The organism is Acinetobacter sp. NBRC 110496 (assembly GCF_000876115.1).
Classification (GTDB): Bacteria; Pseudomonadota; Gammaproteobacteria; order Pseudomonadales; family Moraxellaceae; genus Acinetobacter.
Genome location: NZ_BBTF01000002.1, coordinates 85,016 through 101,741 on the forward strand (window position 1 = coordinate 85,016; position 16,726 = coordinate 101,741).

General features: G+C 42.8%; 11 protein-coding genes and 1 pseudogene. 6 read left to right on the top strand and 6 right to left on the bottom strand.

The genetic code is table 11. The annotated features are described in order from the left end of the window. Nucleotides 1-23 precede the first annotated feature (23 nt). The 5 genes from accC to Aba26S_RS01685 all read right to left on the bottom strand — a co-directional run bounded on the left by accC (nt 24) and on the right by Aba26S_RS01685 (nt 4,659). Nucleotides 24-1,388, bottom strand: coding sequence for an acetyl-CoA carboxylase biotin carboxylase subunit (gene accC, locus Aba26S_RS01665; RefSeq protein ID WP_043969856.1), 1,365 nt, complete (start codon nt 1,386-1,388; stop codon nt 24-26). 17 nt (nt 1,389-1,405) lie between these two features. Next, complete coding sequence (gene accB, locus Aba26S_RS01670; RefSeq protein ID WP_005241231.1) at nt 1,406-1,831, bottom strand: acetyl-CoA carboxylase biotin carboxyl carrier protein; 426 nt, start codon at nt 1,829-1,831, stop codon at nt 1,406-1,408. Nucleotides 1,832-1,858: 27 nt separating this feature from the next. Beyond that, entirely contained in the window at nt 1,859-2,308 is a 450-nt protein-coding gene (aroQ, locus tag Aba26S_RS01675; RefSeq protein WP_005241233.1) for a type II 3-dehydroquinate dehydratase, read from the bottom strand. Nucleotides 2,309-3,033: 725 nt separating this feature from the next. Beyond that, nucleotides 3,034-4,068, bottom strand: coding sequence for an ABC transporter substrate-binding protein (locus tag Aba26S_RS01680; RefSeq protein WP_043969857.1), 1,035 nt, complete (start codon nt 4,066-4,068; stop codon nt 3,034-3,036). Beyond that, entirely contained in the window at nt 4,069-4,659 is a 591-nt protein-coding gene (locus Aba26S_RS01685) for an ANTAR domain-containing response regulator (RefSeq protein ID WP_043969858.1), read from the bottom strand. Between the two features lie 509 nt (nt 4,660-5,168). Between Aba26S_RS01685 and Aba26S_RS01690 the strand changes: the two genes are divergently transcribed. From Aba26S_RS01690 to Aba26S_RS01710, 5 genes are all read left to right on the top strand, one after another. Further along, on the top strand, nt 5,169-6,521 hold the full coding sequence (locus Aba26S_RS01690; RefSeq protein WP_005270876.1) for an MFS transporter: 1,353 nt from the start codon (nt 5,169-5,171) through the stop codon (nt 6,519-6,521). Between the two features lie 28 nt (nt 6,522-6,549). Next, complete coding sequence (gene nirB / locus Aba26S_RS01695) at nt 6,550-9,096, top strand: nitrite reductase large subunit NirB (protein WP_043969859.1); 2,547 nt, start codon at nt 6,550-6,552, stop codon at nt 9,094-9,096. A gap of 11 nt (nt 9,097-9,107) precedes the next feature. Further along, entirely contained in the window at nt 9,108-10,727 is a 1,620-nt protein-coding gene (gene nirD, locus Aba26S_RS01700; protein ID WP_043969860.1) for a nitrite reductase small subunit NirD, read from the top strand. A gap of 270 nt (nt 10,728-10,997) precedes the next feature. Beyond that, the gene (locus tag Aba26S_RS01705) at nt 10,998-13,778 is read left to right on the top strand and encodes a nitrate reductase (RefSeq protein WP_043969861.1); all 2,781 of its coding nucleotides are present in this window, start codon (nt 10,998-11,000) and stop codon (nt 13,776-13,778) included. After that, entirely contained in the window at nt 13,775-14,401 is a 627-nt protein-coding gene (locus Aba26S_RS01710; protein WP_043969862.1) for a molybdenum cofactor guanylyltransferase, read from the top strand. Before Aba26S_RS01705 ends, Aba26S_RS01710 begins: the two co-directional genes overlap by 4 nt. A 25-nt stretch (nt 14,402-14,426) precedes the next feature. Here the strand turns inward: Aba26S_RS01710 and Aba26S_RS01715 are convergent, their stop codons facing one another. Beyond that, nucleotides 14,427-15,572 (bottom strand): YbfB/YjiJ family MFS transporter, encoded by a 1,146-nt coding sequence (locus Aba26S_RS01715; protein WP_043969863.1) that lies wholly within the window; start codon nt 15,570-15,572, stop codon nt 14,427-14,429. Between the two features lie 247 nt (nt 15,573-15,819). Here Aba26S_RS01715 and Aba26S_RS01720 point away from each other — a divergent pair. Continuing rightward, nucleotides 15,820-16,721, top strand: a pseudogene (locus Aba26S_RS01720) (LysR family transcriptional regulator). The last annotated feature ends 5 nt before the right edge of the window (nt 16,722-16,726 follow it).

Here is a 16,726-nt window from a genome sequence, read left to right on the forward strand (position 1 = left end):
TCTTATTTAAGAGGCTTTTTTATTTAGGCTTTTTCAGTTTTAGGCTCAAGCTGCTTGAGCAAATGCTTTTCAAGATAGTGAATATCCATTGCCTGTTCGCAGAAGTTTTTATCTTGCAAGATTAAATCTTTATGCAATGGAATATTGGTTTTGATTCCAGTCAAAATCATTTCATCTAAAGCTTGGCGCATGCGAGCCAGAGAAGTCTCGCGATCTTTACCATGAGAAATCAATTTTGCAATCATTGAGTCATAGTAAGGAGGAATGCTATAACCTTGATAAATATGAGAGTCTAAACGAATTCCAGCGCCACCAGGTGCATAGAAACTTTCAATTTTACCTGGTGAAGGCAAGAAGGTCGTTGGATCTTCTGCATTGATACGGCATTCAATGGCATGGCCTTTTACTTCGATTTGCTCTTGTTCAAGTGCTAAACCTAAACCAGCCGCAATACGAAGTTGCTGTTCGATAATATCAACACCTGTAACCATCTCGGTCACGGGATGTTCTACCTGAACACGAGTATTCATTTCGATAAAGAAGAATTCACCTTCTTCAAATAAAAACTCGAATGTTCCAGCGCCACGATATTGCATTAATTTACATGCATTGACGCAGGCTTCAAGAATATCGGCACGTGCTTGTTCTGGGAGGTTCGGTGCAGGCGCTTCTTCTAACACTTTTTGATGGCGACGTTGTAAAGAACAGTCACGATCATATAAGTGAATGGCATGGCCGTTGCCATCACCTAACACTTGTACTTCGACATGGCGAGGTTTCTGTAAGAAACGTTCCATATACACAGTATCATCGCCAAACCACATTTCAGCATCACGCTGTGCGGCTTGAACAGATTCAAGTAGCGTGTCGACACGTTCTACGATACGCATACCACGACCGCCACCGCCAGAAGCAGCTTTTACGATCAATGGAAAGCCGATCTCTTTGGCTTCTGCAAGTGCATTATTAATGGTCACGGCGTGATCACAACCGGGTACAGTCGGTACACCTGATTTTTTCATCGCAATAATCGCAGAAACTTTATTCCCCATCAGGCGGATATGTTCTGGACGTGGACCAATAAAAATAAATCCTGAACTTTCTACGATCTCTGCAAATTCTGCATTTTCAGAAAGGAAGCCATAACCAGGGTGGATGGCATCCGCACCTGTAATTTCCGCAGCAGTAATAATTGCAGGAATATTTAAATAGCTTTCACTACTTGCACCTGGTCCAATACATACTGCTTCGTCAACAAAGCGTAAGTGCATTAGATCTTTGTCTGCATCTGAATAGATACCGACAGTTTTAATGCCAAGAGTTTTACAAGCCCGAGTAATTCGTAAAGCGATTTCACCACGGTTTGCAATTAATACTTTTTGCAACATAGGAATCCCCAAACTTATTAAGCACGGTAGCGGAAAAGTGGTTGACCGAATTGGATCACTTCACCATTTTTCACTAAAATTTCTTCAATGACACCGCTCTTGGTTGCTTCAATTGGGTTCATGATTTTCATTGCTTCAATAATACCAAGCGTTTCACCCGCTGAAACGGTTTGACCTACATTAACAAATGGCGCTTCACCTGGGTTAGGTGCAGCGTAGAACACACCAACCATCGGTGATGTTTCAACTGCACCACGAGGAGTTTTTGCAGCTGTTGCAACAGGTGCAGAAGCTGCCGGCGCTGCTGCAACAGCTGCTGCGGTTGCATAAACAGGAGTCGGGCGAGTTAATGAGATGGATTGGTCACCTTCCTTAACTTCAATCGCTTGTAAGTCAGATTCTATCATCAGGTCGATGAGTTTCTTGATTTTACGGATATCCATGAGTGAGCATTCCTAATGTGTTTAAAATTAGTTAGAAGATTGAATTTTTTCGATAGCGTAATCGAGTGCAAAGGAATAACCCTTTGCACCTAAGCCACAAATTACGCCAATGGCTTTATCTGATAAATATGAGTGATGACGGAATGATTCACGAGCGTGAACATTTGACAAATGAACCTCAATAAATGGGATGGCAACACCGAGTAAGGCATCGCGTAAAGCAACTGATGTATGTGTCAAGGCAGCAGGGTTGATAATAATAAATTTCACACCCTCAATTTGTGCCTGATGAATGCGATCGACAATCGCACCTTCCCAGTTGCTTTGAAAAGTATCTAGTGTAACTGATGCATGTTTAGCCTGAGCAGTGAGTTGCTGGTTAATATCATCTAAACTGAGATAACCGTAGACTTCTGGTTCGCGCTTTCCCAGCAAATTTAAATTCGGTCCGTGAATCACCAAAATGGTTGAGCTCATTCAGCCTGCTCCAATTCTAAAACTGCAAATATTTTTTGCAAGATGTCTGCAAAGTTTGCTTATTATGGCACAAAATTCTGCAAGTTTTTTATAATTTGTTTTAATTGATGAAGAAATTTGCATACCAAGCATGGTGCATATAATGAAAACTTTGCAAGGAATTGGCAATGTTAAAATATGACAAAATTTAGCGTAATTTAAGTTTTAGACATTTTAAACTGAATTACCCCATTTCGTTCATGAGATTTGTGTAACTCGGGAGTCAAATTGTTTTGTTTTTTGTGGATTTACTGGATCTGGATTTCTAGAAAACGATAAGAAGGAGGGTAGATGAACTGGCTTAAAAATGTCTTTTTGTGGTTTTAAGTTATTGTTTTTATTGGTTTTGAATTTTACTGTTTGAAATATGAAAATCGAAAAGGTGTGGATGTGCATATTTGTTTTTTTGTGCTGTGACTTTAGTGGGTTTCCTTATGAGAACTGCCTACTTGGAGTAGGGGGAGATGATTGTGGATTGATCATTACGCTCCGTGCAGCAGTTGGCAGAAATGATGAATTTTCATATTAGAGATGGCAGTTAATGACATAAAAATGTCCGATAAAGATATCTGTTTTTTAAATAATATTAACAGTACTTAAGAGCTTACATTTGATTGGCGTAGGCTCTTATGGGTCTTTCAAAGCTGCTTTGGGATATTAAAGCAGCTTTTTTTTATCTTATTCTTTTATAACTGACTGACAGCCGCTTGATGGGTTTCAAGCAGCAGGCAGGCCCGTGCTTGTTCGGTATAAGCCTGAGTGGTGTGGTCAGCACCGCTCCATTTATACATCTGTTGAAATAGCCACTCAAAATCTTTTGCTTTTGGTTCAGCATTGCCTTGTACAAAATGACGAATAATGTTTTGGATGGTGAAATATTTCTCTACGTGGATATCTGATGAGCACTGGAATTGGATCACATTAAACTCGATCAGCAATTGCCATACAGCACTAAAGTCTTCAAGTTGCTGTAGCTCTTGTTGGGCTTTCGCAATAGCACGGGTTAAAGCAATCAGTGTTTTGGGGTTTTGTTTGGCCCATTCTTGTGTGACGGCCAAAACTTTATCTGCGACATTTGGGATAATCTGTTGGCTAGAGCAGATCATATGGCTGAGTCCTTCGAGCTCTGCTTGAGTATTCCACGGCTCGCCCACGCAAAATCCATCAATGAAATGATTGCTCATGGCTTCAACCATATAAGGTGGCGGTAGGGTTCTTAATTGAATCGATTGAGCGAGTTTTGGGTCGGCCAACGTCAGCCATTCTCTAAGACAATAATGATGAATGGAATGTTGAAAGACATGAGCGAAAGAAATATTTTGATTGTGATGAATATAGTTGGTTATTTTCTTTGCCGAGCTTTCTGCCGAGTCTTGTTTCTGGATATTGAGTGCATAACACAATTTCTGGCTCAAACTAATGAAAGCGCGATTTTCGCTTAACACTAAAGGGGTCTGGAGTGGAATGCCAATTTGATCCGTTCCGACCGCTGCTGCTGGCAGCATGGCAGACAGGCAATGTGCGGCATCGAGTAAGCCGAAGGCTAAACGATCGCGTAAGCTTGCCCAAGATGCTTCTTTAACTAAGTTGACATTTAAACCAAGCTCATCAAAAAAACCGCGGTGTTTTGCCCAAAGCAAAGCAATGCAATCCAATAATGGGATATAGCCCAGCTGTAATGTTGTTTTTTCTACTTTTTCTAACGCGACTAAATGGGGCATCTATTCATCCTTTAGCTGGTTGTTCAAAAGTTGTTGAGCATCAAGTAATCGGCGAGCCATTTCTCCAATAGTCATACGATGGCTCATGGCATTTTTTCTAAGTAACTGGAATGCAGTATCTTCAGGTAGTCCATGCAAGTGCATTAATAGCACTTTGGCTTTTTCGATGTCTTTACGATCCGCAAGTTTGGTTTGCGCATCTTTTAGATCACATTTTAACTTTTTATGTTTTTTATATTGTTCAATTGAAATTTCCAAAATGGTATGCAACCGGCTGGGTTCAATACCATCCACGATATATGCGGTAATACCTGCATCAATGGTCTGTTTTATGGTTTCCTTATCTGTATTTTTGGTGAACAGAACAGTGGGGAGATCAAAGCTGCTGACACAACTTTCAATCACATCGCGATGCGGGTGATCCATATCAAGCAGAATGACATCGGCTTGAAGGTGCTCGAGTTTAAAAATATTGAAGTGATCTAGGGTAAAGCAAGCAACAACATCAAAGCCATGTTCGATCAAACATGCTTTTAAGTATTCAGCCCGAGCCTGGTCGTCATCAATAAGTGCGATCTTGAGTTGCGGCATAAGTATATAAGGTCAAACGGTTGGTCTATACATATCTTGTTGAATGTGAATCAGTCTTGTTTTTGAAGCAAAAAGAGTGCCAGTAAAATAGTTTTTATAACTCAAATACAGTCTGAGTCGATAGTTGATCGCTGCTATTGTACTGTTGCTGATGGATGGAGGAAATGAAAAATCAGGGAGGATGCTAAAAAAGTAGTGGTGTGCAGTATTGGTGCGAAAAAGGAATTGTTTTGAAGCAGGGCAGACAATGCTTCAAAACAGGTCATTCAGTGTGTATAGCGGTATAAAAGTTCAGTCATCTAACGTTGATAAGATAAAAAATAATTAAAAACAATTGAATATGTTTTTTTTCTAGGGTTGCAGCCACTTGGCACGGCAATTGCTAATTCTCTACTGAGTCAAAGATGACTTATAAAGTTATAGACGGCCAACGATGTCCGATCTGATCGATTTGTTGACACAACCTGATGTGTCAACAAAACAAGATAGGTTCAGTATGGGAGATGGCTATGTCTTTAGATTTATCCGCTAAAAAAGCGACTTCAATTAAGTTATTTAATTTCTCTGTACCCGCAATGCGGGCCTTCCACATGAGTTGGTTGGCATTCTTTGTCTGTTTCTTTGCTTGGTTTGCCTGCGCACCTTTAATGCCTGTAATTGCAGGCGAGTTCCATTTAACCAAAGATCAAATCGCCAATATCAATATTGCCGCTGTTGCAATCACCATTGTTGTTCGCTTAATCGTTGGACCGCTGTGTGATAAGTATGGTCCGCGAAAAACTTATACCACGCTATTACTGATTGGCAGTATTCCTGTATTTGGTGTTGCTGCTGCAAATAGTTATGAATCCTTTTTGTTCTTTCGTCTGCTGATTGGTGCAATTGGTGCGAGCTTTGTCATCACTCAATACCATACCAGCATTATGTTTGCTCCGAATGTCGTTGGCACTGCAAATGCTGCATCGGCAGGTTGGGGCAACGCGGGTGGAGGTGCAACACAAGCCTTGATGCCTTTGCTGCTATCTGCCTTGGTGATGTTTGGCGTTGAACAAGCCATGGGGTGGAGAATTGCGCTGCTGGTACCGGGTGTGATGATGGTGATCGTCGGTATTCTTTATTGGAAACTCACTCAAGACAGCCCGCAAGGAAATTTTAAAGAACTCCGTGCCCAAGGTGTTGTAGTCGGAAATGATAAAAAAGGCGGGCTTGCAATCTTAATGCATGCTGCACGTAACTATCGTGTCTGGATCTTATTTGGCTCATATGCTGCATGTTTTGGCATTGAGATTTTCATGCATAACATTATTGCGATGTATTACGTTGAGCACTTTAACTTCGGTTTAAAAGAAGCGGGAATGGCAGCAGGGGTTTTTGGTTTGCTGGCGTTATTTGCTCGTGCACTTGGCGGCATCGTCTCAGATCGGGTTGCACTTAAAAAAGGTCTTGATGGCCGTACGAAAGTTTTATTCCTGCTGATTTTGGGTGAAGGTTTATTCCTGATGCTATTTTCTCAAATGAATGGTGTGGCGTTGGCAATCCTCAGTATGACCATCTTTGCATTATTTACCCATATGGCATGCGGTGCGACTTATGCGCTAGTCCCATTTATTGATCGTGATGCACTTGGTGGTGTCGCTGGGATTATTGGTGCAGGCGGTAATGTCGGTGCAGTCGCGGCAGGATTCTTGCTCAAAGGCATGGTGGACATCCAAACCTGTTTAATGGTCTTAGGCGGTTTGGTGGTCTTTACCGCAGCTTCTGTAATGTTGATCCGATTCTCAGTTGAGCATAAAGAAAAAGAACAACGCTTGTTTGAACAGGCTGTTTTAGAACGTGGCACAGAACAAAGTAGCGCAGCTTAATCATTCATCAAATTTTGGGAGAAGAACAATGAAATTAGTGATGATTGGTCACGGTATGGTCGGACATAAATTCATCGAAGCCATCTTGGAGAAAGCGGACGATGAACTGGAAATTACCATTCTCGCTGAAGAACCACGTATTGCCTATGACCGTGTTCATTTGACTGAATATTTCTCAGGTAAATCTGCCAAAGACTTATCGCTGGCACGTTTTGATTTCGCGGATGCACATGGTATCGACCTCAGACTGAACACCAAAGCGGTGGAAATTAATGCGGCTGAGCAAACGGTGACCACCAATTTCGGTGATGTGATTCATTATGACAAATTGGTCTTAGCAACAGGTTCATATGCCTTTGTCCCGCCAATCTCAGGCAATGACCGTGAAAACTGTTTTGTCTATCGTACCATCGAAGACTTGGATGCCATTCGTGCAGCAAGTCTGAATGCGAAGACGGGTGTGGTGATTGGTGGCGGCTTATTGGGTTTGGAAGCAGCCAAAGCCTTGCATGATTTGAATCTGCAAACGCATGTGGTCGAGTTTGCACCACGCTTGATGGCAGTACAAGTTGATGATCTTGGCGGTAAAGTATTGCGCCGTAAAATTGAAAATCTTGGGGTCAAAGTCCATACCCAAAAAGCCACACAATGTATTGAAGCGGGTGACAGTGCAACGCATGTCATGAAGTTTGCCGATGGTAGCGAGCTGGAAACCGACATTATTTTATTTTCGGTGGGGATTCGCCCACGTGATGAATTAGCGCGTGTCAGTGGCTTAGTGCTTGGTGAGCGTGGCGGGATTAAAATTAATGATTACTGCCAAACCTCAGATTCACATATTTATGCGATTGGTGAATGTGCGCTCTGGGAGAATAAAATCTACGGTCTGGTCGCGCCGGGTTATGACATGGCACGTATTGCTGCAAAACATATCCTAGCCGAAGAAACTCATTGTTTCGCGGGTGCAGATATGAGTACCAAGTTGAAGTTGATGGGCGTTGATGTGGCATCCGTAGGTGATGCGCATGGCATGACGCCAAACTCGCTCAGCTATTTTTATGCTGATGAAGATAGCTTGGTTTATAAAAAGATCGTGGTTGATGCAGATAAAACCAAGTTGCTCGGTGCGATCTTGGTTGGTGATGCTAAAGAATACAATGACCTATTACAAATGATGCTGAATGGGCTGGCACTACCAGAAAGCCCTGAAAGCTTGATCATGCCCGGCTTTGCCGAATCAGGTGCGAAGGCAGGTGGTAGTGGTGTCGATTTATTGCCGGACAGTGCTACCATTTGTTCATGTAACAATGTCTCTAAAGCCGATATTTGCCAAGCGATTTGTGATGGTTCAACCTCACTCGGTGCTTTGAAAAAATGTACTAAAGCGGCAACAGCCTGTGGTGGCTGTGCGCCTTTAGTGACGCAAGTGTTAAAGTCCGAGCTGCAACGCCAAGGCGTAACAGTCAATAACCATGTCTGCGAACATTTTCCATATTCACGCCAAGAGATTTATCACTTGGTTCGTGTCAATGAAATCAAGACTTTTGATGATTTGATTCATCAACATGGTCATGGTTTAGGCTGTGATATTTGTAAGCCCATGGCGGCTAATATTTTGGCATCATGCTGGAATGATTTTGTACTTGAACCAAGCCATGCGGGTCTACAAGACAGTAATGATTACTACTTGGGCAATATTCAAAAAGATGGTTCTTACTCGGTTGTACCACGTATGGCAGGCGGGGAAGTCACACCTGATGGCTTAATCGCCGTGGGTCAAATCGCCAAGAAATATAATCTATATACTAAAATCACGGGCGGACAACGGGTTGACTTATTTGGTGCGCAAATCCATCAACTGCCGTTTATTTGGGAAGAGCTCAATGCAGCTGGTTTTGAATCTGGTCATGCGTACGGTAAATCATTACGTACCGTGAAATCATGTGTCGGTAGTACATGGTGTCGTTATGGGGTCGATGATTCTGTGGGCTTGGCGATTGAATTAGAGAATCGTTATAAAGGCTTACGTTCACCGCATAAACTGAAAATGGCAGTGTCAGGTTGTACCCGTGAATGTGCCGAAGCGCAAGGTAAAGATGTCGGGGTGATTGCAACTGAGAAAGGCTGGAATCTGTATGTCTGTGGCAATGGCGGCATGAAACCGCGCCATGCTGAATTATTGGCATCAGATCTCGATACGCAAACCTTGATCCGTTATATCGACCGCTTCTTTATGTTCTATATCCAAACCGCAGATCGTTTACAGCGTACCAGTGTCTGGCGTGACAATATGGAAGGTGGTCTGGATTATCTCAAAGCCGTGATTGTGGATGATTTCTTAGGATTAGCCGAAGAACTCGAAAGCCGTATGCGCCATGTGATCGGTACTTATCAAGATGAATGGCGCACTGCGGTGGAAAATCCTGAAATCCGCAAACGTTTCCAAACCTATATCAATGCCAGTGCCGAGGAGCAGGCCGATCCACATATTCAGTTTACCCAAGTCCGTGATCAGATTCGCCCTTTGAATGAGGCTGAACGTTCAGTCGATCGCATCCCCATGGTTGAAGCATAAGGAGAACTTAAATGACTAGTTTAAAGAATATGGATATGCTGCGAGACGATCAATGGGTTGAGGTGTGTGGGCTGGATGACATCACACCAAATACAGGTGTGGGGGCGCTGATTGGAGGTCAATCGGTTGCTCTGTTCCGTGTCGGGCATGAAAAACGCATTTATGCTTTAAGTAATAAAGATCCATTCAGCCAAGCCAATGTGATGTGTCGCGGCATCATCGGTGATTTACAAGGTGAACGTGTGATTGCATCGCCGATTTACAAACAACATTTTAGTTTGGCGACGGGGCGCTGCCTGGAAGATAAAGATCAAAAGCTCTTGGTTTTCCCAACCAAAATTGAAAATGGTCGGGTTTGGGTCGGGTCTGTTCCGCAAAAAACCTATATTACCAACAATGGCGCTGCGCAAGAAAAGCTGAAATTGGTGCTGATTGGTAATGGTCTGGCAGGTATGCGTTGTTTGGAGGACCTACTGGATATGGCACCAGATCGTTATGACGTCACGGTGATTGGTGAGGAACCTTGGGGTAACTACAACCGTATCATGTTATCACCAGTACTTTCAGGCGAAAAAACTATTGATGACATCATGCTGCATCCACATGCATGGTACCGCGATAAAGGGATTCAATTTATTGCCAATGATCCCGCGATCAAGATTGATCGTACCCGCAAAGTGGTGCATACCGAGAAAGGTGAAAGTGTTGATTATGATCGTTTGATTATTGCGACTGGTTCATCACCGTTTATTCCCCCTGTGCAAGGTGTGGATTTACAAGGTGTGATTAGCTTCCGTGATATTTATGATGTCAACACCATGATCAAATATTGCGAAAGCAAAAAAAATGCGGTGGTGATTGGTGGTGGCTTGCTGGGTCTGGAAGCGGCGTATGGACTGAAACAACGCGGAATGAATGTGACAGTTCTACACCTGATGGATCGCATTATGGAACGTCAGTTGGATGGACGTGCCAGCCGTATGTTGCGTCAGAGCATTGAGCAAAAGGGTATCAATATCATCACGGAAGCCAATACCGAAGCGTTGATTGGCGAAGATGGTCATGTCAGTCAAGTCCGACTTCAAGATGGAACACTATTGGATGCGGATTTGGTGATTTTTGCGGTTGGGATTCGTCCGAATATTGCTTTGGCTCAACGTGCAGGACTGCGTTGTAACCGTGGCATCTTGGTGAATGACACCATGCAAACTTTTGACCCAAGTATCTATGCCGTGGGTGAATGCATCGAACATCGTAATCAAACTTTTGGTCTGGTTGAGCCGTTATGGGGACAAGCCTTTATTTGTGCAACGCATTTGGCTGAACATGGCAGCTTAACCTTTAAATCACCGACGGTACCAACCCAGTTAAAAGTCAGTGGTGTTGATGTGTTCTCTGCTGGGAACTTTGAGCCGAAAGAAGATTATGAAGACATCATCCTGAATGATGATAAACGTCAAATTTATAAACGTATCATTATCCAGAAAGATAAAGTGATTGGTGCGGTTCTATTTGGTGATACAGAAGATGGGATGTGGTATGCCGAGTTGATTGCTGATCAAACGCCAATTTCTACCTTTAGAAATAAGCTGCTATTTGGTAAGGACTTTGCAATGAAAAAGGCAGGGTAATATTTCTAAGAGATTAAATTCCTATGTAAGTAGTTTGATACTCGGAAAAGTCATCTGCAACCTGCATGGTTTTTGTAAGAAATGTTTCTGCGATGAACCTAAATAGGTGACAGAAGAGAACAGGTTTTGCAGATGACAATGGTTTTGCCTACTTTTCCCAAAAGAAAAGTAGGTCGAGCCGAAGGCTTAGCCTGAAAATAAGATGAAAACTCGGTAAGACTCCCGAGAGTACGCATCTTTAAAAAGATTAACTAGGTAAAAGGGGCAGTCATGAACAGTATTCAAAATCTAGAACACAGTCGCTCCGATCAGGCAGGAACAATCATTACAAAAACGACATGTCCCTATTGTGGGGTTGGCTGTGGTGTGGATGTTAGTGTGCAACATAAAGCGCATGGCATGACGGTACAAGTTGCGGGTGATCTGGATCATCCTTCCAACTTTGGACGACTGTGTATTAAAGGCAGCAACTTGGCGGATACATTAGGCTTGGAAACTCGTGTCTTGCACCCGATATTTGGCCGTAAAAACCATCGTCAAGTGACGACATGGGATCAAGCCATCGAGAAAATTGCAGACCAGTTTCAAGCCTGTATTGACCAGTATGGAGCAGACAGTATCGCTTTCTATGTCTCAGGTCAGTTACTGACCGAAGATTATTATGTAGTGAACAAGTTTGTTAAAGGCTATTTGGGCACCGCCAATATTGATACCAATTCACGCTTATGTATGTCATCTGCGGTTGCAGCACATAAACGTGCCTTTGGTGAGGATATTGTGCCTGCTAGTTATGAGGATTTTGAACATACTGACATGGTGGTTCTGGTGGGTTCTAACACCGCTTGGTGTCATCCCGTGCTGTATCAACGCATCATGCAGGCGAAAACTCAAAATCCAGATTTATTTGTGGTGGTGGTCGATCCTCGTTTTACCAGTACCTGCGAGCAAGCAGATTTACATTTACCGATCTTGCCGGGTCAGGATGTGGCTTTATTTAATGGCTTGTCTCAATATCTTTACCATCATGATTATACTGATCATCATTTTGTCGAGACCCAGACCGAAGGTTTAGTCGAGCTGTTAGCGGCGAGTAAAGGTGAACATGACTTTGCCACATTAGTGAAACGTACAGGAATTTCCGCAGAAAAATTACAACTTTTTTTTGATAAATTTGCGCAAACAGAAAAAGTGATCACCTTATTTTCGATGGGGGTTAATCAATCTTCTCAAGGAGTCAATAAAGCCAATAGCATTATCAACTGTCATTTACTGACGGGAAAAATTGGCAAATTAGGGGCAGCGCCATTTTCAATGACCGGTCAACCCAATGCCATGGGCGGTCGAGAGGTTGGCGGACTGGCCAATATGTTGGCTGCACATCTGGATCTGGACAATCCTTCACATCAAAAACTGGTACAAGATTTTTGGAATAGCCCAGTGATTGCCAAGCAAGCAGGTTTAAAAGCAGTGGATTTATTCCAAGCGGTAGAGAGTGACAAAATCAAAGCGATCTGGATTATGGCCACCAATCCTGTGGTGAGCTTACCCAATGCAGATCAAGTCAAACGTGCCTTAGAAAAATGTGAGTTTGTCGTGGTCTCTGATATTTGTGCAGATACCGATACCACGGCTTATGCAGATGTATTGTTACCCGCGCTGGGTTGGGGGGAAAAAGATGGCACAGTCACCAATTCTGAACGCCGTATTTCACGGCAACGTGCCTTTTTAACTCCGCCAAAGCAAGCCAAAGCCGATTGGTGGGCGGTGGCTGAGGTTGCAAAAAAACTCGGTTTTACTGGTTTTGATTTTAATCATGCCTGTGACATTTTTAATGAACATGCGGCTTTATCAGCTTATCAAAATGCCAGTGTCGATCAACGTGACCAAGTTGAAAATTTCCGTTATTTCAATTTAAAAGGCTTAATGAATTTAAGTCTGGATGAATATAACCATCTGCGCCCAATCCAATGGCCAGTCTGGGAGAAAGGTCAAAGTGTTGCGGTGCAGCAGCTATTTGATCGAGGCAGTTTTAGCCATAAAAATAAAAGAGCCAAACTGATTCCAACTGTTGCCATTGATCCAGTGCATACCATCTCTGAAGATTATCCATTGGTACTAAATACGGGACGGATTCGTGATCAGTGGCATAGCATGACCCGCACGGGTTTATCGGCAAATCTCACCACACATCGGGCTGAACCATTTTGTGAGATTCACCCGAATGATGCGTTAAAATTTGGTATTCGTGATAAAGCTTTGGTGGAGGTTCGCTCACAATGGGGGCGTTGTGTGCTGCGCGTGACCTTGGCACAAGGTGTACGCCGTGGTCAAATCTTTGCACCAATTCATTGGACTGAGCAGGTGGCCTCTGATGCACGCATTGGCAAAGTGGTCAATCCTGTGGTGGATGCGATTTCTGGTGAGCCTGAATTTAAACATACCCCTGTGGCCGTTCAGCCATTCCATACCACATGGCAAGGCGTGCTGTATGTGCGTGAAGGCTTTGAACATCAGATTAAAGCTTCATTGCAAAATTGTGCGTGGTGGGCCAAGATTAAAACGACAAAAGCCATTCGTTATGAACTTGCCGACCGTCAGAGTCTTGATCAAACTCAAAACAATCTGAAAAGCTTTTTGCCTTTTGTCGATGAAACCTATGAATGGTTAAGTCTGGAAGATATTTCATCGCAGCTCAGTCATAGTGTAATTTTAAAAGAGGGTATTCTGATTGCCAGTTTATATATCGCACCTGCTGATCTATTACCCGATCGGGATTGGGTGGCGAGTCTATTTAAACGCGAACGATTAAGTGCCATGCATCGTAAAGCCTTGCTGGCAGGGATGCCGATGTCTGCTGCAAATACTGATGGACCCTTGGTCTGCAGTTGCTTTAAAGTGGGTAAAAATAAGATTATCGAAGCCATTAAAACACAAAAGATTACTCATGAAAAACAAGTTACAGCCTGTTTAAAAGCAGGCGGCAATTGCGGTTCTTGTTTACCTGAGATTCGTGGTCTGATTAAAACCTGTCAATTGGAGGCAGAAGCATGAATACAGAATATCCTGCTACAGATCTGGTAATTTTGGCGGGAGGGCAAGCACGCCGTATGAATGGCGTAAATAAGTTACTTCAACAATTTGATGATCAGATTCAGCTTTCAAAGATCTGTGCAAAGTTAAGAGCAGACGTACAAGATATTTGGGTCAATAGCCATCGAGATTGCACGATTTACCAACAAATTGAACCTGATATTCAATGCTATGCCGATGATCAGCTGGGTTTTCTAGGCCCATTGATGGGGATGAAAAGTGCATGGTTACATTTGCAAGCCGACTATGCTTTATTTATTCCTTGTGATGTGACCTATATTCCCAATCAGGTTGTGTTTAAACTGCATCGTGCTTTGCAAAAGCAGCCGCTGGCTCAAGTGGCTTATGTCAATATCAATGGAGATGCGTTATATCCATTTTGTTTGCTCAAGCGGAGCAGTTTGCCTGTGCTGGAACAAGCGATTGATAAGGATCGCTTAAGCTTACGAGACTGTTTCAAGCAACTAAATGCTCAAGTTGCACATTTTCAAAAACAAAGTCTATTCTGTCATAGCATTAACTCTTTAGATGAATTGCAACAATACAAACAAATGAAAAACTTTAAGCAAATGTTTTCAGACTAATCTCTGCTTAACTTATACCATTCAATTAGGCCGCTTTTAGGCTGATTGCTGTAGCAATTAATAAAGCACAACACGCAACAAGTAATGAACTGTTGAAGGTATGATGAATAGAAAATAAAGCGTTTGACACCATTGGGCCAATGATTTGACCTATGCCATAGACAACTGTCATCAGGGCAATTAAATTATTTTGTGTTTGACGGGCGATTCGCTGTGCGATGGGCATGGCAATTGTGACAGTACCCATACAGGTTGCCCCGACCAAAAATGCACTGAGCAAATAACCCAAAGTTGTTGGTAGAATAATTGGCAAGACTACACCGAAAGCCTGTAAACCTAAGTTTGAGGATAAGGCGACTTGTGTACCAAAACTTTGATGGAGACGATGCCAGAAAAAACAGGAAGGAATCGCACCCAAGCCAAAGATTGCCCAGATTTGTGCTGCATCAATATTGGGAAGTGCATTTTTGACTAACAATGGTAAATAGGTTGCGGTAATGATGTAGCCAAAACCCGCCAAGGCATAAATGATAATCAAAGCGTAGGCATGGGGGATTTTCCTATTGGTCTTGAATGTATCTTGAGCTGAAATCGCATTGGGTTGAGCTCGCGATAAACCAAACATTGCGATGCAGCCAAGAACCAAACTGGATATACCGAGCAATAACCACAGTATTTTGCTGTGCCAACCCAGATGCGTACCAAAAACCAAAAGCTCGGCAGAGAGTGCAATCCCGAGCCCAACCCCAGCATATAAAATAGGGGCTTGATGTGTTTGTCTCTGCTGTTCAAGCAGCCATAATGAGGCTGACACCATGGCAAAGGCGCTAAAAATGCCCGCCAGACCACGAATCAAGATAATTAGGCTAATCGTATTAATACAACTGAGCAGAATCAGACAAAGTGCGGTACCCACTGTGGCAATAATACTACTGAGATAGCTCTGCTGTGATTTAATCTTGACCGCAAATAAAGCACCGAACAGATAGCCTGCATAGTTTGCAGAAGCAGCCAAACTGGCCTGCTGTAGATTGACGATACCTTCATCAATCATATGCGGGTAGACCGCAGTAAACGCAAAGCGTCCGAAACCCATGCCAATCGCCATAACCAGCGCGGCACAGATTGCTGATTGTAGTGAGCTGTTGTTGTTTTTTCCCAGATCTGTCATGGCGGGTTTACTCCAACCCTTAGTCGCTATGACGCATGTGTTCTAGAGGTGGTGCCTTGGCAAGAAATTTGTAGTCCAGTAAATAAAGTCCATAGCTAAAGAAACTTAAAATACAGATCAAAAATAGAAGTTTAGAACCACTCATTATTTAAATCATCTTTGAGTTTTGAGAAATCAAGGAATATTTAAACAAGTGTCATGAATCATGTAAAATGATTTGAATTGATACCAACTATCTCTAATAGTGATGGCGATGCAGATTAAGTCTTTAGAAATTTTTATGATGGTAGTGAAGCTAGGGAGTTTTTCCGAGGCAGCAAAATCGCTTTATACGGTACAATCCAATGTCACCAGTCATATCAAAAAACTGGAAACAGAATTGAATGTCGAATTGCTACATCGGCAGAATCCAATTCAACTCACCAGAGTTGGGCAGCAGTTGTATGGTTATGCTGAAAAAATGCTGCATCTACAAAAGAGCTGTTGGATAGTTTTTCCAATCATCATCTTGCAGCCAATCTGCCTTTGCAAATCGGCAGTATGGAAACCACGGCAGCAGTTCGACTGCCATCATTATTCCGCGATTTACAACAGCACAGTCCAGATTTTCCTTTTGTATTATTGACTGCACCCACACGAGATTTAATTGATTTAGTAAGTGCATCCAAGCTCGATTGTGCCTTTGTAGCACATCATGCACCGATTGATGGGATGTTTAATTTACATGTATGGACTGAGCAATTGGTGCTGATTTCCTCAACACATGCACCTGAACGACTTACAAATGAGGATCTGATTCAAAAGAGGTTCATTGCCTTTAAGCAAGGCTGTAGTTATCGCAAAGCCATTGATCAGTTCTTATCTGTCCATCATTTGCCCGCAGCCAATGTGATTGAAATGGGTAGTCTAGATGGCATTATCAGCTGTGTCAGTCTAGGTGTTGGCCTCGCAATTTTGCCGATGAGCTATGTACAGCAATCCCATTTTGCTCAAAGTGTGAAAATTCATCCCATCGATTCAGCCACAGCTCAGATCAATACCTATCTGATTGCGCATCGTGATATGAGCACATGGGCAACCAATATGCATCATTTCTTTAGACATTTAAAAATAATGATCCAGCCAAAGTCGGAAGTAAATCTGAGCTGATGGAA

What these genes read in the sequence shown, in the direction of transcription:
- accC (WP_043969856.1), bottom strand. Translation starts at nt 1,388, where the DNA reads ATGTTGCAAAAAGTATTAATTGCAAACCGTGGTGAAATCGCTTTACGA.
- accB (WP_005241231.1), bottom strand. Translation starts at nt 1,831, where the DNA reads ATGGATATCCGTAAAATCAAGAAACTCATCGACCTGATGATAGAATCT.
- aroQ (WP_005241233.1), bottom strand. Translation starts at nt 2,308, where the DNA reads ATGAGCTCAACCATTTTGGTGATTCACGGACCGAATTTAAATTTGCTG.
- Aba26S_RS01680 (WP_043969857.1), bottom strand. Translation starts at nt 4,068, where the DNA reads ATGCCCCATTTAGTCGCGTTAGAAAAAGTAGAAAAAACAACATTACAG.
- Aba26S_RS01685 (WP_043969858.1), bottom strand. Translation starts at nt 4,659, where the DNA reads ATGCCGCAACTCAAGATCGCACTTATTGATGACGACCAGGCTCGGGCT.
- Aba26S_RS01690 (WP_005270876.1), top strand. Translation starts at nt 5,169, where the DNA reads ATGTCTTTAGATTTATCCGCTAAAAAAGCGACTTCAATTAAGTTATTT.
- nirB (WP_043969859.1), top strand. Translation starts at nt 6,550, where the DNA reads ATGAAATTAGTGATGATTGGTCACGGTATGGTCGGACATAAATTCATC.
- nirD (WP_043969860.1), top strand. Translation starts at nt 9,108, where the DNA reads ATGACTAGTTTAAAGAATATGGATATGCTGCGAGACGATCAATGGGTT.
- Aba26S_RS01705 (WP_043969861.1), top strand. Translation starts at nt 10,998, where the DNA reads ATGAACAGTATTCAAAATCTAGAACACAGTCGCTCCGATCAGGCAGGA.
- Aba26S_RS01710 (WP_043969862.1), top strand. Translation starts at nt 13,775, where the DNA reads ATGAATACAGAATATCCTGCTACAGATCTGGTAATTTTGGCGGGAGGG.
- Aba26S_RS01715 (WP_043969863.1), bottom strand. Translation starts at nt 15,572, where the DNA reads ATGACAGATCTGGGAAAAAACAACAACAGCTCACTACAATCAGCAATC.